Annotated in this window: 17 protein-coding genes and 1 pseudogene; 7 read left to right on the top strand and 11 right to left on the bottom strand. The window is 60.0% G+C overall.

The window, feature by feature from the left end; genetic code table 11:
* Positions 1-49: 49 nt before the first annotated feature.
* The 3 genes from glnA to rdgB form a co-directional block, all read right to left on the bottom strand.
* Positions 50-1,462 carry a type I glutamate--ammonia ligase gene (glnA, locus tag KYC_RS19940; protein ID WP_008165729.1) on the bottom strand — a complete coding sequence of 471 codons (1,413 nt, stop codon included), beginning with the start codon at positions 1,460-1,462 and terminating at the stop codon, positions 50-52.
* Between the two features lie 184 nt (positions 1,463-1,646).
* Positions 1,647-2,867 carry a radical SAM family heme chaperone HemW gene (hemW, locus tag KYC_RS19935; RefSeq protein WP_008165728.1) on the bottom strand — a complete coding sequence of 407 codons (1,221 nt, stop codon included), beginning with the start codon at positions 2,865-2,867 and terminating at the stop codon, positions 1,647-1,649.
* A gap of 30 nt (positions 2,868-2,897) precedes the next feature.
* Positions 2,898-3,521: an RdgB/HAM1 family non-canonical purine NTP pyrophosphatase gene (gene rdgB / locus KYC_RS19930; RefSeq protein WP_008165727.1), complete on the bottom strand. Its 624-nt coding sequence runs from the start codon at positions 3,519-3,521 to the stop codon at positions 2,898-2,900.
* A 201-nt stretch (positions 3,522-3,722) separates the two neighbouring features.
* Between rdgB and KYC_RS19925 the strand changes: the two genes are divergently transcribed.
* Positions 3,723-5,573 (top strand): EAL domain-containing protein, encoded by a 1,851-nt coding sequence (locus tag KYC_RS19925; protein ID WP_081478077.1) that lies wholly within the window; start codon positions 3,723-3,725, stop codon positions 5,571-5,573.
* A gap of 144 nt (positions 5,574-5,717) precedes the next feature.
* Here the strand turns inward: KYC_RS19925 and KYC_RS29005 are convergent.
* Positions 5,718-7,151: pseudogene (locus tag KYC_RS29005) on the bottom strand (methyl-accepting chemotaxis protein); the annotation flags it as partial.
* A 230-nt stretch (positions 7,152-7,381) separates the two neighbouring features.
* On the opposite strand from KYC_RS29005, the gene KYC_RS19920 reads away from it, so the two are divergent.
* Positions 7,382-8,542, top strand: a complete 1,161-nt coding sequence (locus tag KYC_RS19920) for an acyl-CoA dehydrogenase family protein (protein WP_008165724.1) — start codon at positions 7,382-7,384, stop codon at positions 8,540-8,542.
* A gap of 13 nt (positions 8,543-8,555) precedes the next feature.
* On the top strand, positions 8,556-9,929 hold the full coding sequence (locus KYC_RS19915; RefSeq protein ID WP_043519001.1) for an MmgE/PrpD family protein: 1,374 nt from the start codon (positions 8,556-8,558) through the stop codon (positions 9,927-9,929).
* Positions 9,930-9,998: 69 nt separating this feature from the next.
* On the opposite strand, the gene rph is transcribed toward KYC_RS19915, so the two are convergent.
* On the bottom strand, positions 9,999-10,733 hold the full coding sequence (gene rph / locus KYC_RS19910) for a ribonuclease PH (RefSeq protein WP_043518999.1): 735 nt from the start codon (positions 10,731-10,733) through the stop codon (positions 9,999-10,001).
* 185 nt (positions 10,734-10,918) lie between these two features.
* Here rph and KYC_RS19905 point away from each other — a divergent pair, with 185 nt between their 5' ends.
* Positions 10,919-11,851: a YicC/YloC family endoribonuclease gene (locus KYC_RS19905; protein WP_008165720.1), complete on the top strand. Its 933-nt coding sequence runs from the start codon at positions 10,919-10,921 to the stop codon at positions 11,849-11,851.
* A gap of 134 nt (positions 11,852-11,985) precedes the next feature.
* Here KYC_RS19905 and KYC_RS28430 read toward each other — a convergent pair whose 3' ends face one another.
* Together KYC_RS28430 and KYC_RS30155 are read right to left on the bottom strand one after the other, a co-directional pair.
* On the bottom strand, positions 11,986-12,375 hold the full coding sequence (locus tag KYC_RS28430; RefSeq protein WP_008165718.1) for an IS481 family transposase: 390 nt from the start codon (positions 12,373-12,375) through the stop codon (positions 11,986-11,988).
* The gene (locus KYC_RS30155) at positions 12,321-12,716 is read right to left on the bottom strand and encodes a helix-turn-helix domain-containing protein (protein WP_420796125.1); all 396 of its coding nucleotides are present in this window, start codon (positions 12,714-12,716) and stop codon (positions 12,321-12,323) included. Before KYC_RS30155 ends, KYC_RS28430 begins: the two co-directional genes overlap by 55 nt.
* A 946-nt stretch (positions 12,717-13,662) precedes the next feature.
* Between KYC_RS30155 and KYC_RS28995 the strand changes: the two genes are divergently transcribed.
* From KYC_RS28995 to KYC_RS29710, 3 genes are all read left to right on the top strand, one after another.
* Positions 13,663-14,709, top strand: a complete 1,047-nt coding sequence (locus tag KYC_RS28995; protein WP_081478075.1) for a glycosyltransferase — start codon at positions 13,663-13,665, stop codon at positions 14,707-14,709.
* A gap of 6 nt (positions 14,710-14,715) precedes the next feature.
* Entirely contained in the window at positions 14,716-16,236 is a 1,521-nt protein-coding gene (locus KYC_RS29525; protein WP_139026532.1) for a hypothetical protein, read from the top strand.
* Positions 16,237-16,461: 225 nt separating this feature from the next.
* The gene (locus tag KYC_RS29710) at positions 16,462-16,638 is read left to right on the top strand and encodes a hypothetical protein (protein ID WP_008165714.1); all 177 of its coding nucleotides are present in this window, start codon (positions 16,462-16,464) and stop codon (positions 16,636-16,638) included.
* 438 nt (positions 16,639-17,076) lie between these two features.
* Here KYC_RS29710 and KYC_RS30150 read toward each other — a convergent pair whose 3' ends face one another.
* The 4 genes from KYC_RS30150 to KYC_RS19890 form a co-directional block, all read right to left on the bottom strand.
* Positions 17,077-17,907 carry a glycosyltransferase family 2 protein gene (locus KYC_RS30150; RefSeq protein ID WP_008165710.1) on the bottom strand — a complete coding sequence of 277 codons (831 nt, stop codon included), beginning with the start codon at positions 17,905-17,907 and terminating at the stop codon, positions 17,077-17,079.
* Positions 17,907-18,626, bottom strand: a complete 720-nt coding sequence (locus KYC_RS30145; protein WP_081478074.1) for a class I SAM-dependent methyltransferase — start codon at positions 18,624-18,626, stop codon at positions 17,907-17,909. Before KYC_RS30145 ends, KYC_RS30150 begins: the two co-directional genes overlap by 1 nt.
* Before the next feature lie 194 nt (positions 18,627-18,820).
* Entirely contained in the window at positions 18,821-20,590 is a 1,770-nt protein-coding gene (gene asnB / locus KYC_RS28980; RefSeq protein ID WP_081478073.1) for an asparagine synthase (glutamine-hydrolyzing), read from the bottom strand.
* A gap of 9 nt (positions 20,591-20,599) precedes the next feature.
* Positions 20,600-21,787: a glycosyltransferase family 4 protein gene (locus KYC_RS19890; RefSeq protein ID WP_008165704.1), complete on the bottom strand. Its 1,188-nt coding sequence runs from the start codon at positions 21,785-21,787 to the stop codon at positions 20,600-20,602.
* Between the last annotated feature and the right edge of the window lie 940 nt (positions 21,788-22,727).

Raw genomic sequence — 22,727 nt, 5'->3', positions numbered from 1 at the left:
CTGGTTTCTGCCTACATCATCGCGCTCCCCCAGCCACAGCCTCAAAGCATCAGAGGCTGTAGTACATGTCGAATTCGACCGGGTGCGTCGTCATGCGCAGGCGCGTCACGTCGGCCATCTTCAGGTCGATGTAGGCGCTGAGCATGTCGTTGCTGAACACGCCGCCACGGGTCAGGAACTCGCGGTCGTTGTCCAGAGCTTCCAGCGCTTCTTCCAGCGAGGCGCAGACGGTCGGGATCTTCGCGTCTTCTTCCGGCGGCAGGTCGTACAGGTTCTTGTCGGCCGGATCGCCGGGGTGGATCTTGTTCTGGATGCCGTCCAGGCCGGCCATCATCAGGGCCGAGAAAGCCAGGTACGGGTTGGCCAGGGGATCCGGGAAGCGCGTTTCGATGCGGCGGCCCTTCGGGTTGCCCACGTAGGGGATGCGGATCGAGGCCGAGCGGTTGCGGGCCGAGTAGGCCAGCTTCACGGGCGCTTCGAAGTGCGGGACCAGGCGCTTGTACGAGTTCGTGCCCGGGTTGGTGATGGCGTTCAGCGCGCGAGCGTGCTTGATGATGCCGCCGATGTAGTACAGGGCGAATTCGGACAGGCCGGCGTAGCCGTTGCCCGCGAACAGGTTCTGGCCGTCCTTCCAGATGGACTGGTGGACGTGCATGCCGGAGCCGTTGTCGCCGACGACGGGCTTGGGCATGAACGTGGCAGTCTTGCCGTAGGCGTGGGCCACGTTGTGCACGATGTACTTGACGATCTGCGTCCAGTCGGCGCGCTGGACCAGCGTGCTGAACTTGGTGCCGATTTCGAGCTGGCCGGGAGCGGCCACTTCATGGTGGTGCACTTCGACCGGCACGCCCATCTGTTCCATCAGCAGGCACATTTCCGAACGCATGTCCTGGAACGAATCGACCGGCGGAACGGGGAAGTAGCCGCCCTTCACGCCCGGACGATGGCCGGTGTTGCCGCCTTCGAATTCCAGGCCGGTGGACCAGGGAGCTTCTTCGGACTTGATCTTGACGAACGTGCCCGACATGTCGGTGTTCCAGGTCACGCCGTCGAACACGAAGAATTCGGGTTCCGGACCGAAGTAGGCGGTGTCGCCCAGGCCGGAGGACTTCAGGTAGGCTTCGGCGCGCTTGGCCAGCGAACGCGGGTCGCGGTCATAGCCCTTCAGGTCGGACGGTTCGACGACGTCGCACGACAGGATCAGCGTCGGCTCTTCGCGGAACGGATCCAGGTTGGCGGTCGAGCAGTCGGGGATGAGCAGCATGTCGGAGGCTTCAATGCCCTTCCAGCCCGGGATCGACGAACCGTCGAAAGCCTGCCCGCTTTCCAGCTTGTCTTCATCGATAGCCGTGGTGGGCACGGAAACGTGGTGCTCACGGCCAACCGTATCGGTAAAGCGGAAATCCACGAATTTCACTTCGTTATCGGCGATCTGTTTCAGGACGTCTTTCGGGCTTGCCATGTCATCTCCATTAGATAAAAGGGTCGAGGGCTTTGCCCGTCGACTGGCATAAAAGAGGGAAGCAATAAGCGTGCCAGGTTTTACCCCCGGGATTCCCCGGGGAAGGCGGCACAGTCATGGAAAAATGTAGCACCAAGTTGGTGCAAAAGGTGGGGCACGATTGCCCCACTGTGGTGCTTGCACACTACAGGAACATTTCCTGCAGGTCATTGAGGAAACTCCAGCCCAAGGGCGTCGCCCTGAGACGGGTCGGATCGGCGTCCAGCAGGCCCCGTTTCGATGCTGCCTCCAATTGGTGCGCAATGACGGCCAGCGACAAACCGGTGCGTTCATTGAAGGACGTGGCGGCCACGCCATCCTTGAGCCGCAGCGCGTTGAGCATGAACTCGAACGGCAGCTCTTCGGGCCCGACCTGCCGGCTTTCGGCCAGATGGCTGCCATCGCGGGCCATTGCGGCCTGCATCCAGGAGTCGGGACTGCGCAGGCGCGCTTCGCGCACGATGCGGTCGTGGAACGACAGCTTGCCGTGCGCGCCTGGTCCGATCCCCAGGTAATCGCCGAATTCCCAGTAGTTCAGGTTGTGGCGGCAGCGCGCTCCCGGCCGGGCGTAGGCCGAGACCTCGTAGCGGGCCAGGCCCGCCGCGGCCAGCTCGGATTCCACCAGGTCCTGCATGGCGGCGCTGGTATCGTCATCCGGCAGGTCCTCGGGCGGAAATTTCGCGAAGACTGTGTTGGGCTCCATCGTCAGGTGATACAGCGACAGATGCTCCGTGCCGAACGACACGGCCTGTCGCAGATCGGTCCGACAGGCCTCCAGCGTCTGCCCGGGCAGCGCGAACATCATGTCCAGATTGACGCGCGGCGCCGCGCGCTGCGCCATTTCTATGGCGGCGCGGGCCTGTGCGGAATCATGGATGCGGCCCAGCTTTTTCAGCTGCGCGTCGTCGAAACTCTGGATGCCCAGCGAAAACCGCGTTACGCCGCTGGCGGCATAGTCGCGAAAGCGCCCGGCCTCGGCGGTGCCGGGGTTGGCCTCCATGGTGATCTCGGCATCCGGCCAGACGTTCAGGTACGCCCGCAACACGGCCAGCAGTTCGTCCAGGCCAGCCGACGACAGCAGGCTGGGCGTGCCGCCGCCGATGAAAACCGTGGTCACCTGGCGCCCCCAGATAGACGGCAGCGACTGCTCCAGGTCGCTGCGCAGCGCGTCCAGGTAGGCGCGCTCCGGGATCTCTCCCGGCGCGGCGTGCGAATTGAAGTCGCAATAAGGACATTTGCGCACGCACCAGGGCACGTGGACATAGACCGACAGCGGCGGCAGGCTGGTCAGCGCGGCGCCCGCCGGCACGATCAGGCGCGACTTGGGCGCGCCCATTTCGTTGCGGATGGGTATGGTGATGGACATGCGGAATTCCTGGCGCACGAGGCGCCGTCGTCAAGCCTGGCTGAGCTTGCTCAGCAGCTCGCGCAATGCGCGGGCCCGGTGGCTGACCCGGTTCTTTTCGTCGGGATCCAGCGATGCGGCGGTCAGCGCCATGTCGGGCAGGTAAAAGTGCGGATCGTAGCCGAAGCCGTTGGCGCCCTCGGGCTGGTCGATGATTTCGCCGTGCCACAGCCCTTCGCCGATGAGCGGGCGCGGATCGTTCTCGGCGCGCACCAGCGCCAGCACGGCCACGTACCAGGCGCTGCGGTCGGCCACAGCGGCCAGGTTGCGCACCAGCAGCGCATTATTGGCCGCGTCGGATTTTTCGCCGCCATGCATCTTGGCGTAGCGCGCCGAATACACCCCGGGCGCGCCGTCAAGCGCGGCCACGCATAGTCCGGAATCGTCGGCCAGCGCCGGCAGCCCGGTCAGGCGGCTGGCATGGCGAGCCTTGGCCAGCGCGTTTTCGACAAAGGTGACGTGCGGCTCTTCGGCTTCGGGCACGCCCAGTTCGCCCTGGGGCACCAGTTCGATGCCCAGAGGCGCGAACAAGGCGGAAAACTCGCGCAGCTTGCCGGCGTTGTTGGACGCCAGGACGACGCGGCGCAGGGAATCTGGAATCTTGGGGGAAGTCATAGCGCAAATTGTATAGGGGCGCAGCGCCGCCAGGCGATCCGCCCCGCCGTGTTGGCATGCGTCCACGGCCCGACAAATGTTTGTTGACACTTTTGTAACAGCGCTTGAAGATTGCTGGTCACGATTCGGCGCAACAACGCAGACATATTTTGTTGTCAATATGACCTATCTTGTCACTGATCGTATCTGAATACCCTGGCGATGAACTCACTTCACGCTTTGCCACGGCCAGCCGCCCGCGCACCCCATTCCCCCCTGGAAGGCGCGGCCGCGCCCCCCAACCTGGCGGGAATCCTGCGTGAAAGGCTGCTGCGGCCACGCTTCCAACCCGTCGTCGACCTTTCCCAAAGCCGCATCTACGGCCACGAAAGCCTGATCCGCGGCCCTGCCGACACCCCCCTGCACTTTCCCGACGCACTGTTTGCCGAAGCCCGGCGCCAGGGGCTGCATCCGCAGCTTGAACTGGCCAGCTTCCGGGCCGGCGCCCAGGGCTTTCACCAGAACGACGCCCCCGGCAAACTGTTCCTGAACCTGTCGGGCTCGGCCCTGCTTCATTACTGGACCCTGTGGGCCGATGAAATGCCGTCCCGGCTGCTCAAGGACTGCTCGCTGGAACCCGCCAGCATCATCGTCGAACTGACCGAACAGGATCCCCTGTCGGACCGCATGGCCGAAGTGCAGGACGCCTTTTCCTGTCTGCGCGAGGCCGGCATGCGCATCGCGCTGGACGACTACGGCGTGGGCAATTCCAACCTGCAGCTGTGGGCTGAAATGCAGCCCGAGCTCGTCAAGATCGACCGCTATTTCTTCGACGGCATTGGCCAGGACGACCGCAAGCAGAACATGGTCCGCGCCATCCTGAAGGTGGCGCAGCACCTGGGCACGTCCATCGTGGCCGAAGGCATCGAAACCGCCGAGGATCTGGCCGTGGTGCGCGAGCTGGACATCCGCTACGCGCAGGGCTGGTTCCTGGGCATGCCCGACGAGACCCTGCTCACGGAACTGACGCCGCCCCTGCGCGACTCCCTGCGCCTGCGCACGGCCGCCCCGCTGTCGCAGCGCTCCGCCGGCGGCACCGCAGCCAGCCTGCGGGTCCAGGCGCCGGCCGCGCTGCTCAACCGGGACACCAACGACGACGTCCACCGGCTGTTCATCGAACACAAGAGTCTGCACGCTGTGGCGGTGGTCGACGCGGACAACCGCCCGGTCGGCATCATCAATCGGCGGGACTTCTCCGAACACTACGCTCAGCGTTACACGCGTGAACTGTTCGGGCGCGACGCCTGCTCCACGTTCATGAACGGCGAGCCGGTGCTGGTGGACCTGAATGTGTCCATCGACCAGCTCAGCCACGTGCTGATTTCCGAAGACCAGCGCTACCTGATGGACGGCCTGATCATCACCCGCGAAGGCCGCTACGACGGCCTGGCTACGGGCGAAACGCTGGTGCGGTCCGTGACCGAAATGCGGATCGAGGCCGCGCGCTACGCCAATCCCTTGACCTCGCTGCCGGGCAACATCCCCATCAGCCGCCATATCGCGACCCTGCTTGAAGACGCCGCGGATTTCGCCATCTGCTATGGCGACCTGAACAACTTCAAGCCCTTCAACGATGTCTATGGCTACTGGCGCGGCGACGACATGATCATGCTCACCGCCGAAGTCATCAAGCGCCACTGCGATCCGCAACGCGACTTCGTCGGCCATGTCGGCGGCGACGATTTTGTGGTGCTGCTGCGCAGCCCCGACTGGCACGATCGTATCCAGCGCATCATCGCCGAATTCAACGAAGCCGCCGTGACCCTCTACGACGACCAGGGGCGGCGCAATGGCGGCATCGAAGCCGAGGACCGCTACGGCGTTCCCCGCTTCTTCCCCTTCGTGACGCTGGGCGTTGGCGCCCTGACCGTCACGCCCTCTTTATGCGAGCGCATCCGCCCGGAGGACATCGCGTCGGCTGCCGCTCACGTCAAGCACAAGGTCAAGCACGGCAACCTGTCGCTCGTGACCGAGCGCTACACCGGCGCCGTCCTGCCGCAGCTTACCGGCTGAAACCCCGGCCGCCTGCGCCCCCCGGGCAATCTGGAACACCGCCACGGCGCGCTGCAGGCCTTGCGCCTGGGTTTCCAGCGCGGCAGCGGCGGCGGCGGTCTGTTCGACCATGGCGGCGGTTTCCTGCGTCGAGCGTTCAATATCCGCCACCGCGTCGTTCACCGACGCAATGCCGGCCGCCTGTTCGGCCGTGGCGCTGGAAATCTCGGCCACGATCTGCGTCACCCGATCCACCGACGCCACCATGTCGCGCATCGCGTCGCCCGCCAGGGTCACGTGGCGCACGCCGGCATCCACGCGCGCGCCGGAGTCCTCGATCAGGCCCTTGATCTCCCGGGCGGCCTGGGCGCTGCGCTGGGCCAGCGAACGCACTTCCCCCGCCACCACAGCAAAGCCCTTGCCCTGCTCGCCGGCGCGCGCGGCTTCCACCGCCGCGTTCAGCGCCAGGATGTTGGTCTGGAACGCAATGCTGTCCACCACACCCACGATCTCGCCGATGCGGCGCGCGCTGTCGGCGATGCCCTGCATGCTCTGGACGACTTCTTCCACCGCCTGCCCGCCGCGCTGAGCCAGCTGCGTCGCGCTCAAGGCCTGGCGGCTCGCCAGGTCGGCGTTGCCCGCCGTCAGCTGCACCGTATGCGCCAGTTGCGTCATGTTGGCCGCGGCCTCCTGCAGCGAACCCGCCTGGCGCGCCGTGCGGTCCGACATGTCGGCGCCGCCGGCCGCGATTTCGCCCGACCCCGTATGGATTTCCTCGACGCCGTGGCGCACCGAGGCCACCGCGGCGGAAAGCCCCGTCTGCATGCGGCGCATGGCCGAATACAGCACGCCGATCTCGTTGTCGCCGCGCAGGGCGATGGCGCCTGTCAGGTCGCCGTCCGCGATACGGTCGAAGTGCGCGCCGGCCTCGTTCAGCGGCCGCAGGATGCTGCGGCGGAACGCCAGCCGGATCAGCACGGCCAGCAGCAGCACGAAGCCCAGCATGCCGGCCGCCACCAGGATGACGTTTTCCAGCGTGCGGCTGGCGCCCGCCACCGCGGACTGGCCATGCTCGCGCGCGTAGGCCTGGTAGGCCTCGGCCTGCTTGACGTAAGCCGCAGCGCTGGCGGGCAGGACCTTGTCCGTCAGGCGGTTCACCTCAATGCCGTTCCAGCCCTGGATCGCCTTGCTCATGGGCAACAGCGCCTGGTCGGCGAACGCCGCGTAGGCCGTCAGCATCTGCGCGAACAGGGGCGCGCCCAGTTCGCTCTCGTCCGCATTGCCGCGCAGCCGCGCCTGGCTGGCGGCCGCCTGCTTGAGCAGCGCCTGCGCCTGCGCCAGGGATTCGTTGCGCGCCTCTTCCAGCCCGCCCTCCATGGCGGTCTTGGCGTCGGTCAGCGCGGCGCGCGCCTGGAACAGCCGGCTGCTCATGTCGGCAAGATCGCTGGCCCGCTCGATGCTGCCCCGGCCCAGCGCCTCGATATCCGCGCGATTGTCGCGCAGCACCGTGATGCCCGCCGCCGCCGCGACGGCGAACAGCACCACAAACAAGGCAAGAATGGCCGACAGCGCCGTTGTGACCCGTAAATTTTTCCGCATATCCGTCCGTGTATGGCCTCGCCGCCATTGCGGCAATGCCCCGGATTATGGACACCCAGTTTGGCAATTTCTTGACACAACCTGGGCGCCCACATGACGCACGCCGGTCATGAAAGCGCGCTTTTGCGAACAGGAACCCCGTATTAACGAATTGTGAATTGGCACGTCTGCGGCCTTGCGGCACATTCGATCCTATACCGAACCATTCCTTCAATCAGAACAGCAGCCCTATGCCTCACGCCTCCCACGCCTACCAGGACATCCGCGAAGCCGTGCGCGACCTTTGCGCCCAATTTCCCTCCGAATACTTCCGGAAGGTCGACGAAGAACGCGGCTACCCCGAAGACTTCGTCCGCGCCCTCACCGAAGCCGGCTGGCTGGCAGCGCTGATCCCGCAGGAATACGGCGGCTCCGGCCTGGGCCTGACCGAGGCCTCGGTCATCATGGAAGAAATCAACCGCAGCGGCGGCAATTCAGGCGCCTGCCACGGTCAGATGTACAACATGGGCACGCTGCTGCGGCACGGCTCCGAGGCCCAGAAGCGCGAATACCTGCCTCGCATCGCCGCCGGCGAACTGCGCCTGCAGTCCATGGGCGTGACCGAACCCACCACCGGCACCGACACCACCAAGATCAAGACCACCGCAGTCAAACGCGGCGACCGCTACGTCATCAACGGCCAGAAGGTCTGGATCTCGCGGGTCCAGCACTCCGACCTGATGATCCTGCTGGCGCGCACCACGCCCTTGGACCAGGTCACGCGCAAATCGGAAGGCATGTCGATCTTCCTGGTGGACCTGCACCACGCCGTCAAGCACGGCATGTCGATCCGACCGATTCCCAACATGGTCAACCACGAGACCAACGAACTCTTCTTCGACAACCTGGAAATCCCCGAGGAAAACCTGATTGGCGAAGAGGGCAAGGGCTTCAAGTACATCCTCGACGGCCTGAACGCCGAGCGCACCCTGATCGCCGCCGAATGCATCGGCGACGGTTACTGGTTCGTGGACAAGGTCACGGCCTACGCCAAGGAACGCATGGTGTTCGGACGCCCCATCGGCCAGAACCAGGGCGTGCAGTTCCCCATCGCCCGCGCCCACATCAACGTCGAAGCCGCCAGCCTGATGCGCTACGAAGCCTGCCGCCTGTTCGACGCCCACGAGCCCTGCGGCGCGCAGGCCAACATGGCCAAGCTGCTGGCCGCGGACGCGTCCTGGGAAGCGGCCAACGCCTGCCTGCAGTTCCATGGCGGCTTCGGCTTCGCCACCGAATACGACGTGGAGCGCAAGTTCCGCGAGACGCGCCTGTATCAGGTTGCGCCCATCTCCACCAACCTGATCCTGTCCTACGTGGCCGAACACATCCTGGGCCTGCCCCGTTCCTTCTGACACGCCTGACTCCATGACCGCAGACCAAGACACTCCCCACTTGAGCGCCGAACTCGCGGCCTTTGCCGCCAACCTGCGCTACGAAGACATCCCCGCCCCGGTGCTGCGCCGCGCCGAAGACCTGCTGCTCGACTGCCTGGCGTCCATTTTGGCGGGCGCATCCGCGCGCGCGGTCCAGGCCATCGACCGCTATGCCGCCGCCATGGGGCCCGCCGACGGCCCCAGCGAAGTCCTCATCAACCGCCGCCGCACGACGCCGCTGTTCGCCGCCATGGTCAACGCCGCCGCCGCGCACGTAGTCGAGCAGGACGACGTGCACAACGGGTCCGTATTCCATCCCGCAGCCGTCGTGTTCCCCCCTGCCCTGGCCGTGGCGCAGGCGCTGGGCAGCTCCGGCCGGGATCTCCTCACCGCCGCCGTGGCCGGTTATGAAGTCGGCATCCGCGTGGGCGAATTCCTGGGCCGATCGCACTACAAGATCTTCCACACAACCGGCACGGCGGGCACGCTGGCGGCGGCCGTCACCACCGGCCGCCTGCTCGGGCTGTCGGCCGAACAGATGCTGCACGCGCTTGGCTCGGCCGGCACCCAGGCCGCGGGCCTATGGGAATTTCTGCGCGACGCCGCCGATTCCAAGCAACTGCACACCGCCAAGGCGGCGGCCGACGGCATCACCGCCGCCTATCTGGCGCGCGAAGGCTTCACCGGCGCCCGTCACATTCTGGAAGGCCCGCAAGGCATGGCCGCCGGCATGTCCACCGACGCGGACCCCAGCCGCCTGTGCGACCGCCTGGGCCAGCGCTGGGCCCTGGCCGAAACCTCGTTCAAGTTCCACGCGTCCTGCCGCCACACCCACCCCGCGGCCGACGCGCTGCAGCAGGCGCTGCGCGACAACAACCTGACCGAAGCCGACGTGGAGCGCGTGGTGGCACATGTCCACCAGGGCGCCATCGACGTCCTCGGGCCGGTCGTCAATCCGCAGACCGTGCACCAGTCCAAGTTCTCGATGGGCACCGTGCTGGCGCTGATCGCCCGGCAAGGGCGCGCCGGGCTGGCGGAATTCGATGCCGGCCTGGACGACCCGGGCGTGGCCGCCTTCCGCGGCAAGGTGGAAATGGCGCTCGACCCCGAAGTCGACGGCGCCTATCCGCAGCGCTGGATCGGCAAGGTCACGGTCCATACCCGCGACGGCCGCACGCTGCACGGCCGCGTGGACGAACCCAAGGGCGATCCGGGCAACACCCTGAGCCGCCCCGAAATCGAGGACAAGACGCTCAGCCTGGGCCGCTATGCGGACGCCGCGACGGAACAGGAACTGCGCGGGCTGATCGGTACGATCTGGGGGCTGGAGGGCGTCGGCAAGGTGCAGGCGCTGCTACCGCGCTAAGCGGGCTGTTCGACAAAAAAAGCCGCGGAAGCGGCTTTTTTTGCGACGGTTCGGTATCTGCGGACAGTGTCAGACACTGGCGGCGCGCTGCTCCCGCACCAGGCTGGCAATACCGCCTTCGGCCAGCTTCAGCATCGCGTCCAGCTCAGCGCGGGTGAAGGTGGCCCCTTCGCCCGTGCCCTGCACTTCCACGAATGCGCCGCTGCCCGTCATGATCACGTTCACGTCGGCGTCGCAGGCCGAATCTTCCTGGTAGTCCAGGTCCAGCACCGCCCGCCCCTGCACCAGGCCCACGGATACGGCCGCCACCGCATCGCGGATGGGGTTGACCGCCAGATCGCCGCGCTTCATCAGCAGCGCGACCGCGTCGGCCGCGGCCACCCAGGCGCCGGTAATGCTGGCGCAGCGCGTGCCGCCATCGGCCTGCAGCACGTCGCAATCCAGGTGCAGCGTGCGCTCGCCCAGCGCCTGCATGTCGAACACGGCGCGCAGGCTGCGGCCGATCAGGCGCTGGATTTCTTGGGTGCGCCCGCTCTGCTTGCCGCGCGCGGCCTCGCGGTCGCCGCGCGTGTGCGTGGCGCGCGGCAACATGCCGTATTCAGCCGTTACCCAGCCTTCCCCCTTGCCCTTCAGGAAAGGAGGTACCTTGTCCAGGACGCTGGCCGTGCAGAGCACATGGGTGTCGCCGGCCTTCACCAGCACCGATCCTTCGGCGTAGCGCGTAAAACCGCGCTCCAGGCTGAACGGGCGCAATTGGTCGACGGCTCGGCCCGAGGGACGGGCAATGGCGGGGGTAGTGGTCACGGACAGGCTCCAGACGTGGCTTCGATTCGCGGCATTGTACGGGCTGGCGCCACGGGGATACCGCGCTTGGAGTATCCTGCCGCGATGTATCCGGTTGAAAACACAGACCCGCGCGCCAGCACCCTGGCGCCGCGGGCCCCGGCGCAACCGGCTCTTATTCCAAGAATCACCAGGACACGCACATCATGATCCGCAGCATGACCGCCTTCGGCAACGCCCGCGCAGATATAGAACAAGGCACGCTTGCCATAGAACTGCGCAGCGTCAACAGCCGCTTTCTGGACCTGTACTTCCGCCTGCCCGACGAGCTGCGGCACGTCGAAACGCCTCTGCGCGAACTGCTTACCGCCAACCTGGCGCGCGGCAAGGTCGAAATCCGCGTGTCCTTCACGCGCGCGGCCAATGCCGACCTGTCCAAGCTGGACCCCGCCTGGCTGGAAAGCCTGGCCGAACAGCTTCAGGCCGCCCGCCGCATCGTCCCCGACATCGCGCCCCCGCGTCTGGCCGAATTGTTCAACTGGCCCGGCCAGCGCGGCAACGACGCCCTTGATCCGCAGATCTGGGGAGCCGCCTGCCTGCAGGCGGCCCAGCAAGCGCTGACCCAATTGCAGGAAGGCCGCGAGCGCGAAGGCGAGCGCCTGGCCGGCATGATGCGCGAGTGCGCCGACGGCGTGGCGCGCGTCGTCGACATCGTCCAGGCCCACCTGCCCCAGCTGCTGGCCGACCACCGCGAAAAGCAGGCTGCCAAGCTGCGCGAAAGCGTCGAATCCGCCTTCCCCGGCGGTTTCACCCATATCTCGGGCGCGGAGCTGTCCGAACGCCTGTCGCAGGAAGCCAATCTGTTTGCCCTGCGCATCGACGTCGCGGAAGAACTGTCGCGCCTGCGCTCGCACCTGGAAGAACTGCGCCACCTGCTGACCGACGGCGGCGGCAAGGCGGCGGGCGGCAAGAAGAACGCCGGCAGCGCCGGCAAGCGGCTGGATTTCCTGTTCCAGGAAATGAACCGCGAGGCCAACACGCTGGGCTCCAAGGCCGGCAGCATGGAGGTCACCCGCGCCGCCATGGACCTGAAGCTGCTGATCGAGCAGATGCGCGAACAGGCCCAGAACATCGAGTGACGGCTGAGGGAAGCTCGTAGCACCTCAACACCTATCTAGACCGTTGGATTTCTAATGAATGGCAGTGTCGCTAGGTATCGAGCAGTTTCAGCCTAGCGCACGGCTTCTGTGTGGTAGATCTTCGGAAAATCAAGTCATCTGCGTTGGGCGTCGCCTAGGTCACGGAAGCGTCGTATGCCAAGGACTTCCGCCTTGACCGTGCGATGGAACCGCTCATCCTTGCCGTTCGTCTGCGGATGTGCCGGCCGGCTGCGCAAGAGTTCGATGCCCAGTCGAATGAACCAGATTCCCAACCGGGTCAACGTGTCCACGCCCGCGGCCACCCAAGGCATGCCGTTGTCGGTATTGATGCGCCTGGGCAGACAGTAGCGAGTGAACGCCCGCAACAGGCTGGCCTGTACGGGCTCAAAGCGTTCGGCAGCCGACACCTGCAGGACGATGTTGTAGCGGAAGTGGTCGTCGATGACCGCTAGGGAATGGCACCGCTGCTGATCCGGGGCGAAGTGGCCCAGTCCATCTGCCACAAGTCATTGGGTGCTTCGTGTTCGAACTTCTGCCAGGTCTTGCCCGCTCCGCGCTCGGCAAGGCAGCCATGGTGACGCAGCACCTCCGTGACCGTACTCGGTGCGAGCTTCACAGCCTTATCACGCACCAGCACATGGGAGATATTGCGTCCACCCCAAGCAGGATGGCGCTGACGCATCTTCAGGACCCGGACCTCAATGGCCGCCGAAGTACGGCCCGGCGTATGCCGAGGACGCCTCGACAAAGACTCCAGCCCAACTTGTCCCTGCCGCTCGTAGCGGCCAAACCACTTGTACCCCGTCTTGCGACTGACGCCGAAACGCCGGCACAACTCGCTCACATTGGCATTGGCCTGACCGGCCAACTCCACAAACGCCGTTCTCTAATCGTTCACGGTAACCGCAATCCAAGGCACGCGACTCTCCCGGGCACCTAACCCAGGAAAGTGTCACCCATGTCCTCGTACACCTGTCACCTATCTGTCCGGTCCATACACAATATCCCCTCCCCTGAGGAGATACTTACAAATTTCGATCAATCGCTCTGGCAAAGGAGATACGGTCACCGAATGCGCCGACATTGGCTTGCCCCGAGGATCGAGGTCTGTCGCGCATCGAACTTCTCGACAATTGATATTTATGTACGGACGAGTGTACGCTTTAATGAATTCAACGAGAACGCCTGCCACTGACTGACTACTTACACGGATCTCAGCTAACTCTGATTCCCCGGCGGTACAAAAAAGTAGACAATACTAGGAGACGTCCAACACATAAATCCAACCTGGATAGCGCCGCGAGCCAAATTCAACCTCGGCACTGTTGAGCAATTGAAGCTGCGGTTGTCGCGACTACGCTGCAATCCTTCGAACCCGACGACCTGATACCTTCGTCGCTCGCGGTAATCGATGCTGTGGCATCTGTAGGCTCCTTCGACCGACCCAGGCGCGGCATGCACCACACCTTCTGTGACTTTACCATCGGCCATTGAAATCGCGACCGCACAAAAAAATTTGGGTGGCGCAGGCACCGGCGACAATGAGCGGAACGCCTTAACCGCGCCCAAGTCCCAACTCAACATAGGCTTACTTCACAAGAAGCGCGTCCTGGCTAGTAGTAGCGAGTACGGCCTGTATCCTAATAACACTTTCGCTTGTTCCATGAAAAACGCAAAAACCAGCGGGCATTTAGGCGCAATAAGCACCCCCCCGCCCTTTTGTGGTGCCAAGCTCTGTTATTAGAAACAATAACAGGACAGCAAGAAGGACCTGCACTTATCGAGGGCCCATGCGAGTACTTATAGTCAAGCACAAGCCGCTCACTTCTACGGAAACGTTCATTAGGCTGCATCGAGCAGCACTCAATGCGGATCTTTACGCAGAATGTGTGCCAACAAAGCCGTTACCAACCGCTGCATATTCGACCTATTGCACATTATTGCGGGAACGCTCCCCTGATGTGATTCTGGCAGAATACGCCAAAGCTGGCGTCCTCATGATGAGAGCGGCGGAGTCGCTGGGAATACCGCTGGTCGTTCACTTTCACGGTGTTGATGCATACCACGAAGCCGTGCTCGGTACGTTTGGGCGTCATTATGGCGAACTCTTTTCAATCGCCGATTCGATCGTGTCTGTATCGCAGCATATGACGCATCAATTGGCGATGCTTGGTGCCCCCGCTCGCAAAATCATCACCATCCCTTGCGGTGTAGATGACGGTTGGTTCCACGTTTCACGAACAACGCCTGCGACACCAGTTGTTCTTACCGTGGGGCGTTTAGAATCGACTAAAGGGACGCTTGAGTCAATTCGGGTGTTTTCACAGGTCAGGAACAAGCACGACAGCGCTATACTCAGGATTGTTGGATGTGGGTCGCTACTCACTAACGCCCAAGCACTGGTGCAGGAACTTGATTTGGAAAAGGCCGTGCGCTTCGTGGGCAGCGTATCTCATGCAACCGTACGAGCCGAGATGAGCGCGGCAAGCGTGCTCCTACATTGCGCACAAGTAACTGAGAAAGGCGACATGGAAGGAACGCCGGTGGCATTGTTGGAGGCGGCCGCAGTGGGGCTTCCAATCGTATCGACAAAGGTGGGGGGCATTGTCGAAGCGGTGATCGATGGCGTGACCGGCTTACTTTGCGATGCTGACAATCTCCCTTCAACAGCAAATGCTCTCTGCGGTTTGATAGAAGATGAGACGTTGGCCAGAAACCTCGGCGCAAATGGTAAAAAGCACGTTTTCTCAAACTACTTAGCATCGCATCAGTGTGCCCTACTTTCGAGCGTTCTTGCGTCGGCTATATTGATGAACACCGGCAGGCTAGCGAGCTGACTTCACATGTCAAGCCCCACGTTCCCATTCATCGAAGGACAAGGGGGGGCGATCACATCGCTTGTTTCGAGTTCACACCCGGAAGCGGGCATCCTCATCGTGTACGCCGCAGTTCGAAAAGATTGCTCGCTGACGATTCGAGAAGTGGGCAATATTCAAGAGAGCGCCACATTTTGGAGTAGTGAAAATTTTTCAGGATTCGGAGATTATAAATTTGTCCTAATATCGAAGGCTGCATCCGCTCTCGATGCCGAATTGCTACCCATAGCCAGCCTATCACTAACTCTGACGCGTATTGACTCGAGCGTGACCATCTACGGCGAGCCAGAGCATACATTTTCAGTTGTACTTATTCTTTCCACGAACCGCTCCTTGAACTGCGGGTGGAACTTACAGACGCGGCGGTTGATCGTATCCAATTGGTTTGATGTTTCATCTCCGGTCGACGTGTTTGGATACTTGGCTATGGGCCAGGTTTACGACCCACGGCCGTCACCTTTAACGAATCGCAAATTCGCATGTCAGCAGTGTGCTTCAGCTTGGTGGAAATACTTTGACTATCTGCATAGCATCACGAGCCACAAGCTATTCAGCGCCCTCAGAACGGAAATGTTCCGTTCGGTGAGCCGGATTCCGTTGGAACAACTGGGTCACGGTTACTGGACTGATAGGAACGAGGTCCACGCGCGTTTCCACATGGCTGGGATACATATGATGCTCTCAGAATTCTGCAGAGCCGGAGATTTTTTCGCTTTAAAATCCGCAAAACTGCATCTCAATTATGCGGTGAGCACCCTATGGGAGGAAATGAATGAGGGCCTTGGATGGTTTCTACATGACAGCGAGGAGCAAGACTCCCAAACTCAAAAAATCACCTCATCCTGGCTGGGAAAGACTCCGCGCAACTCGATAACACTCAACACACATATTTACGCACTTGCCGCAATCCGACGTCTCGCAGAATTGGACCCTGATGACGCGGTGAGAAATTATTGGATAAAGGGTTATCGCGCCCTCAAATTGGCGCTTATGTCGCAGCCGGGACAGGCTGCCTATCAATTACTGTGTCTTGGTAGGCAGTTGCATCGCCAAACCAAATCAGAAAGCCTTGCTAGATGGCTAGTTCGCTTAAATTCCCTCGAGAAAATTGAGTGGAGCGCGAGGGCGATTTTTCCGAGACTCGTGATGCCAGACGGCTTTATTTCCCGGGACCTTACAATTTCCTTGCGATCCGAGAAGTACATGATTATCAACCTCAAGGATCTATTAACTCTGTATCGAGTACACCCCGACGAGCAGCTCGAATCAGTAATTTTGCGGGGAGCACAGTACGTGCGAGCGCAGGATCTCGCAAAAGCTCTTCGGAAGAGCGCGTACTTCCTTGAGTGGGCAGACGTACTTCGTCTGTTGCAGGTTTGTAAACTGCAGGAAACCGATGTTGAAAGAGGGGCATTTCTCAACCTCTGCCGTTCGATCCGGGACGGTGAGCCCCTCGACGCATATTCATTGCAAGATGTAAGGTATTAAGGCGCTCAGGCGGGCCTACCAGAATTATGCGCGTGCCAACCACACTGCCTTCCGTGCGGAGTTCTTCTTTCGTGCTGCAATAGCAGCACAAAGCACATCCTCAGCGCTCAACGATCGGAGTAGCTCCGTAATTGACCGGAGGCCCCAACTCGCATAATCTGAAAATTCCGTTCCCAGAGGTTCCATCATTGCAATTTCGCTCGCCAAAGCTGCCGAGCAAAGCACATGATCGAGCGTTTCGCAACCATGCAGAAAAACTGCTTCCGCGTTTTCAATGTGGGTACGGGAACGTTTGAAATCCCCTCGTTCAGCGGCTATGCGCGCCTTCGCGCCACGATGGAGCCCAAAGCGCACTGCTTGGACAAGCGATGGATTGAAGCAATGCTTCGCTGCCGGCGCTAGAACTGTTGCGTCATACAGAACCTCACTGTCGGTGAGCGGAACTCGATCTGTGAATGTGGTGTCAAGAGTTGTAGGCCAAACCACACCGGGTCGATAAAAGTGGAGTGCTCCTATATTTTTTCGCGTCATGTAGTCGAGCACTGGCACCTGAAGGCTATGAATGGTAGTCAGACGAGATAGTACGAGATGTGCCTCAAAGAAGAGGTCGTTTCTTATGATCTCCATATCAGCATCGATCTTTGCCAGTAAATCATAAGATCCCACCGCCGCAGTAAATTGCAGGTAAAGTTCTCGATGGGCATTTAGCTTTGTACGCCCTGCTATAAGCACAATGGTGATGCTACACTTGCGCTGCATTGCAATGGAATATAGACAGTGATTCAGCTGCGGCTCACCTGCATAAATTAGACCTACTAATACTCTCGGTCCGGATAGCACTTACCTTCCCCATAGACAAGACTCGAGAACTCGCGACGCAAGCAACTTCCGTCTAGCAGAGCTCAGTTGAAGAGCTTGAGCGCTACGAATCAATTCCGACAACACTTTCATCTGGAGCCGATGCTTTTCTATCGCTGGCACGAAGCACCTATTATTTTTGTGAATATAGCGGACACTGACCGGCCTGCCCAGTTCCCCTGCGTATAGGTCTGTTGTTGCCGCAAGTTTCAACCACATAAGGGAATCTTGTGCGAGTGGAAATTCTTCTGAGAATAAGCCCGTTCGCAAAAAGGCGTCACGTCGAATCGTAATGGCGCCAGTGTGAAAATGGCCACACTCCCCACTCAACAATGCTTCAAATAACCGCTCCGGCGCCACCGGCACCCTTACGCCATATACAGTTGACATGGTCTTCGTCCGCCATTTCGCAAGAGCCTGATTATCTTCAAATCTTGCTATAACTGCTTCATGCACTCCTCCCACTTCGGACCTCTCCAGCAGCTTCACCGCCTCCCTGAACCGTCCGGGCAAATAGTAATCATCCGCATCGAGAAAGGCAATTACCGGCCGTCGCGCTGCTAGTATTCCCAGATTCCTCGAGGCTGAAGGACCTCGATTCTTTCCCCCTGGATGGGACAAAAGGCGAACTCCTGCTATACGTGCGATCCGCTCCAAATAGCGTCCGGTGTCATCCGTCGATTGATCATCTACCACAACCACTTCACCAACCTCTGGCTGTTCAAGTGCACTTTCCACCGATCTAATCACCAAGTCTCCCGAATTATAGACAGGTATCACTACTGAGACATCGCCTCTGGCTTTTACTATCATTAGGGTGCCTGCACAGTAAGGATCTGCGAACGGAAAAATAATTCAGGTAACGCTCTGCTGCAGAGAGACCTAGGCATACGCGGCAAGGACTTGTTCTGGCCCAGTTCGTTCCATCCGCCGATCGTACGCATAGTGCCTGCAATGAAAGATGTGCTGCGATAATAAACACGGTTGGCCAGATATGATTCGAAGCGATCCGCCCTCTGCTGGAATGTCAGATGCTCTAATTCCGACCATCTTGGTCCTCCGCCCAAGTAGCAGGCAGCTAATATCATCCACCTTCGAAGTCTTCCTGGACGTACCCAATGCACCCCCGCAAAGTGCAGATGGGGCTCGAAAATGCGAGCTTTGGTAGGGAACACGTGAACAGCAATTGCGCGTGACGCGGCGACTGCCGAAAGTTGTCTCACAGCTGCAGGCAGGTCTGCGACATGCTCCAACACTTGGTTGGACAAGATTAGTCCAAAGGACCATCGGGCTTCAACAGGGAATTCTGGGCCAATAATTCGATACATCTCACCGCAAGCTGTTAGTCTCGTTCGCGCACTTTTTAGACGGTCGGGATCAATATCAAAGCCGAATGCATCGAATCCATTGCGCACTAGTTCGAGAACAAGTGTTCCGTCCCCGCATCCAAAATCGAGCACCTTAAGCGGACGGCTCGGCTCTGTTGCGAGTACAAATTGGATAGCGCGTTCAACCCTGAAAGGAATTCCCATAGCAACCTCACCAATGTTGTTGGCGCTTAAAGTAATGCTAGGCAGTACCTTACAATAATCCGACCGTAGAGCTGCTCGTTCGAACAACGATAACAGCCCCAAATTGCGTCACAGAGCCGCGGCCCAGGTTTCGACCGGTGTTCTAAAATTCAGATAGAAGTCGAGAAATATCGCTGGGTAATTTTTAAAATACCCTAAGAAAACTTGCGCAGCGCGAGCCAGGCGTCTAACGCCATTAATATCCAAAGCGCCTTAACTCTGCCCTGAGACAACAGCAAATCGACGAACGCCGCAATTTTGCCACTGTGGAAGATCATCCTGAGTTCCGAAGAACTTTTTAGCCTGTCAATTCTGCGCCTGAAATTGCTGCGTTCGATCGCAGCCCATGCAAATAAAGGGCAATTAAAACCAATCTTCGCTGGAGGTGGAATCGCGCTCAGGCACCGCTGCCAAATCGAAACCAAAATAGCCTTCTCCACAACTCCCCCATCAATTAATCTGAGCAAACTAGAATCGTCGCACTTAAGTGCGATACGTGCCACCTCGCTCGACAGATACGGCGGGCGGGTTTCGATTGAATGGAACATGAATGCAGCATCCATCTTTCGAAGCATTATGTCCGGTAATGTGTGGGTCAATCGCACCAATCTTGCAACAGACAAGTGCCCAACATCACGATTTGACGAAAACGTCCTACCCTCGTGTACGTTGGGCGAGACGAGCTGAGGTGAAAACTGTGGATTCATAGCGCCGGCTAGTTGCGTTAGATCGAAGTACTTGTTGCTAACCCGAGCCCAAGCATCAAGCCCACTATCTCCACGATCGCATGACGCAAGCCATCGCTTGAAAAGGTCATATCCGGCGAACAGTTCATCGGCGCCGTCACCTGATATGGCGACGTGAAACCGATGTCTCTTAACCTCCTGAGCTAACATGAAAGTTGGCAGAAGGGAATCATCTCCAAATGGCTCACCGGTGATATCGGACAGGTCGTCCAGGGCGTCCATGTCCGAGTCGCGCAATCCTACAAAATGCAGATCAAGTCCGGAGGCGTTAGCAACGGCAACAGCCCGCTTAGGATCAGAACTTTCTATCTCAGGGAAATGCACGCAGAAGGCCTGCCGTTTGCCTGGAAGCTGCGCGCCGATTGCGGCGAGCACACCAGAATCTAAGCCGCCAGAAAGGAGGATCGCGCTACCCTGATCGTCCGGCTGGCGAGCACGAAGCGACCGCCGGATCGCAGCTTCTAAAATTGATGAATCCGTGCACTGGGAGTGTGAAGGTACCTCTATGCCCGCCCACCTTGCCACTTCATAATGATCTGGATTATCTAAGTTCACGCGAACGAAATGTCCCGGCAGCAGTTTCTCGACGCCTTTATAGATGGTTCGCGGTGCAACAGTCGCTTGATTCAGCAGGTAGTCGCAAAGTGCACCCGTATCAAGCTGAGGATACTGGGGCAAAAGCGATCGTAACGCAACAAGGCTAGATGAGAAGGCGAAACGGCGTCCCATATTGCTAAACACTGCAGGCTTTATGCCGAACTGGTCCCGAGCGAACAAGGCGCGGCGTGTCAACCAATCCAAAAATAATAGCGAGAACATCCCGTCGAATCGACGGAGACATTCGTCTCCCCATTGAATCCAAGCCCGGAGCGCCACTTCTGTATCGCTGCCTGAAATGAAAACGTGGCCCAGCCCGATGAGCTCCCGCCTGAGTGACCAGTGATTAAATATCTCACCGGCGAAACAGATCGTGTACCTGTCTCCGTCCACGGACATTGGCTGCCGACCATTTACACCGTCAACCAATGCAAGACGACGATGAATGATATACACAGGAGGGCGATGTAATTCGCCTCGATCGTCTGGCCCATGGCTCACAAGCGGAGCTTCCGCCGCGGCCAAAGCTCGCGTGTGTTTCTCCGGTGCGCCGCTGGCAATCAATGCTGCGAAACCGCACATGATTTCGTCCTAGCAGGTGGTGTGAGTAGCCCTTTTCAGCTGTTCCATCAATCGTTGAATGAACAAGCCGGGGCTGCATTGCTCTAGGGCTGTTGCTTGTGCTGAAGCTTCAATGCCACGCCGAGAACTTGAGACCAGCTCTCTCGCGCGAACTAAAGTGGACAATATAGCTGCGGGCTCAGATGATTCAATCACAAGCCCATTCTGGCTGTCGACAATCAGCTCGTCCATACTGCTGTTCTTTGTGATCAAGACTAGTTTGCACAAGCACATTGCTTCAAGCAACACGTTTGGCAGATTGTCCACTTGAGACGGTAGAAGCACAATTGTTGCTGCCGCCAGTTGTTTCAAGAATTGATCACGGCGCAGCAGCGGGAGTTGTATTACCCGCTCCTTGAACGTGGAGAGATGCTCCTCCAGGTACTCGCTCATTGGACACCCGTCAGGAGCTAACGATTGTCTTCCGCCGGCAAACAAGAAGGAATCGTTGACATATCTACTCAAATATTCCTTGGCCGCCAGGATCGCGTGATGAACACCTTTTGAACCTTCACGCGCACTGGACACTATGATTGTTTCGCCGACTTCAACCCTTTCCGTATGACTCGCCTCGAGCAATAATGCAGGTACGGGGGAGCGTACAACGTGCACTCGAGCCCCGTCCTCGCCAAGCAATTTAGTAATCCTCTCGGAGGGAGCAATAAGGAACTTCGCGCGGCTTAGGCACTGCAACTCGAGCTGATCGATTGCAGCATCGCGGACGTCTAGCGAAAAGTTTTCGTGTGACCACACCTTCGTCCGACTTGAGATCCGAATCACGGTGGGAATACTTGTATCGCCTACCAAGTCGTGGCTCATCGCCAGATTGTTAGTAGCCAAGAAGACTTCGCACCGACCCGCCCAATACAAAGACCGGCATGCTTCGTATGTTGCGACCGACAAATCGTGGAGATGCGGCACTTCAGCCCAGGGACTTTCGCCTGAGATCGACCTCTTCGCAACCGGCTTGCGAACAGAAATGATATTAAATCGATCTGAAGAATAAGGGACGTACTGCGACCTTTGCCTAACTATGACGGTGACTGAGTGGCCGGCCTCCACAAGCAGTTCCGCGGCACGCGAGAAGAATACGGCGATGCCGCCATCAAAATAGCCGCTGCTGGTGGGGAACTGCGTAGTGACCAACCCGATCTTCATACTTGCTAGGAAATCTAAAGTCAGGAACGCATTCGCATGCAGGCTAGGTTAAACAACAACCAACGTACGACGCAAGTTGCACGAGGGCAGTCCTTCAAAAAATTACCCCGATACCCGCCGGTGGAGAGGGAGGAGTTGCTTACTAGGTCGCGCTCATCTGATAATCTATGAAGGTAGCCCGCCTGCTGGGTAAGGAAGCCTGCCGATAGTGACAACGTCCCCGCTAACTACTCAAAGGCACGTAGCGATTGGGAGTCTTCGCCCCGATCTGGGCCACCTCGAGCGTTTGGCGCTGCCTCGTGTCGGTAATGAGCATGTCGCGTTCGCGCTCTCCCACGCCAGAAGTTTCTACTATTCGATCTTATCCACTAGCCAGCGCTGCTCATGCGACCCTTGAAGGTGCCCACCGTCGTACAGTACCTTTCTCATGCTAATCCTCTAAAGTGGTCGACATGCTTGCTCCCTAAGCCCTTACGCGCGCGGTCCCTCGAAGCCGCCCCAAGTGCCGTTTGCCGAACGCCAAGTCAGAGTTACCTCTCGACGGTGCTGCGGCACAGTCGCCCCGTCGTTGGGCGCTCTGATGCACCACTTGAAGGTGGTACCGCATGCTCATCGGCAACTCCTCTTCTTTCCTGATTCACCACCGCATGAAGTGCCTGCTGAAGCCCGAAGCCACCAGAGCTTGTAGCGATCGTCCTTGCCGCAAGGAATCGGACACGGACATATAACTCCCGGTCGGGCAAACAACAAGGCGACCCGTTCACGCCGATCAGGCGGCACGGTCCCGCCCCCCCCCCCCCGCAGGGGTGCGCATGGTACGAAAATCGCGCCGTTGTAGGCTCGCACAACGTCGAAGTGGCCCTGTTGCAGGCGATCGAACGATTGAACACTTCCCGCGGCTGCGCAACGACGATACGGCGCAGATCATTTGATACCGGTC

It is taken from the genome of Achromobacter arsenitoxydans SY8 (genome assembly GCF_000236785.1).
Classification (GTDB): domain Bacteria; phylum Pseudomonadota; class Gammaproteobacteria; order Burkholderiales; family Burkholderiaceae_B; genus Achromobacter; species Achromobacter arsenitoxydans.
The sequence above is the reverse complement of the archived record's forward strand: the minus strand, read 5'-3'. Positions and strand labels throughout refer to the sequence as shown.

Bases quoted from the DNA above. Each gene is read 5' to 3' on its own strand.
- glnA (WP_008165729.1), bottom strand. From the start codon at position 1,462: ATGGCAAGCCCGAAAGACGTCCTGAAACAGATCGCCGATAACGAAGTG.
- hemW (WP_008165728.1), bottom strand. From the start codon at position 2,867: ATGTCCATCACCATACCCATCCGCAACGAAATGGGCGCGCCCAAGTCG.
- rdgB (WP_008165727.1), bottom strand. From the start codon at position 3,521: ATGACTTCCCCCAAGATTCCAGATTCCCTGCGCCGCGTCGTCCTGGCG.
- KYC_RS19925 (WP_081478077.1), top strand. From the start codon at position 3,723: ATGAACTCACTTCACGCTTTGCCACGGCCAGCCGCCCGCGCACCCCAT.
- KYC_RS19920 (WP_008165724.1), top strand. From the start codon at position 7,382: ATGCCTCACGCCTCCCACGCCTACCAGGACATCCGCGAAGCCGTGCGC.
- KYC_RS19915 (WP_043519001.1), top strand. From the start codon at position 8,556: ATGACCGCAGACCAAGACACTCCCCACTTGAGCGCCGAACTCGCGGCC.
- KYC_RS19905 (WP_008165720.1), top strand. From the start codon at position 10,919: ATGATCCGCAGCATGACCGCCTTCGGCAACGCCCGCGCAGATATAGAA.
- KYC_RS28995 (WP_081478075.1), top strand. From the start codon at position 13,663: ATGCGAGTACTTATAGTCAAGCACAAGCCGCTCACTTCTACGGAAACG.
- KYC_RS29525 (WP_139026532.1), top strand. From the start codon at position 14,716: ATGTCAAGCCCCACGTTCCCATTCATCGAAGGACAAGGGGGGGCGATC.
- KYC_RS29710 (WP_008165714.1), top strand. From the start codon at position 16,462: ATGATCGAGCGTTTCGCAACCATGCAGAAAAACTGCTTCCGCGTTTTC.
- KYC_RS30150 (WP_008165710.1), bottom strand. From the start codon at position 17,907: ATGATAGTAAAAGCCAGAGGCGATGTCTCAGTAGTGATACCTGTCTAT.
- KYC_RS30145 (WP_081478074.1), bottom strand. From the start codon at position 18,626: ATGGGAATTCCTTTCAGGGTTGAACGCGCTATCCAATTTGTACTCGCA.
- asnB (WP_081478073.1), bottom strand. From the start codon at position 20,590: ATGTGCGGTTTCGCAGCATTGATTGCCAGCGGCGCACCGGAGAAACAC.
- KYC_RS19890 (WP_008165704.1), bottom strand. From the start codon at position 21,787: ATGAAGATCGGGTTGGTCACTACGCAGTTCCCCACCAGCAGCGGCTAT.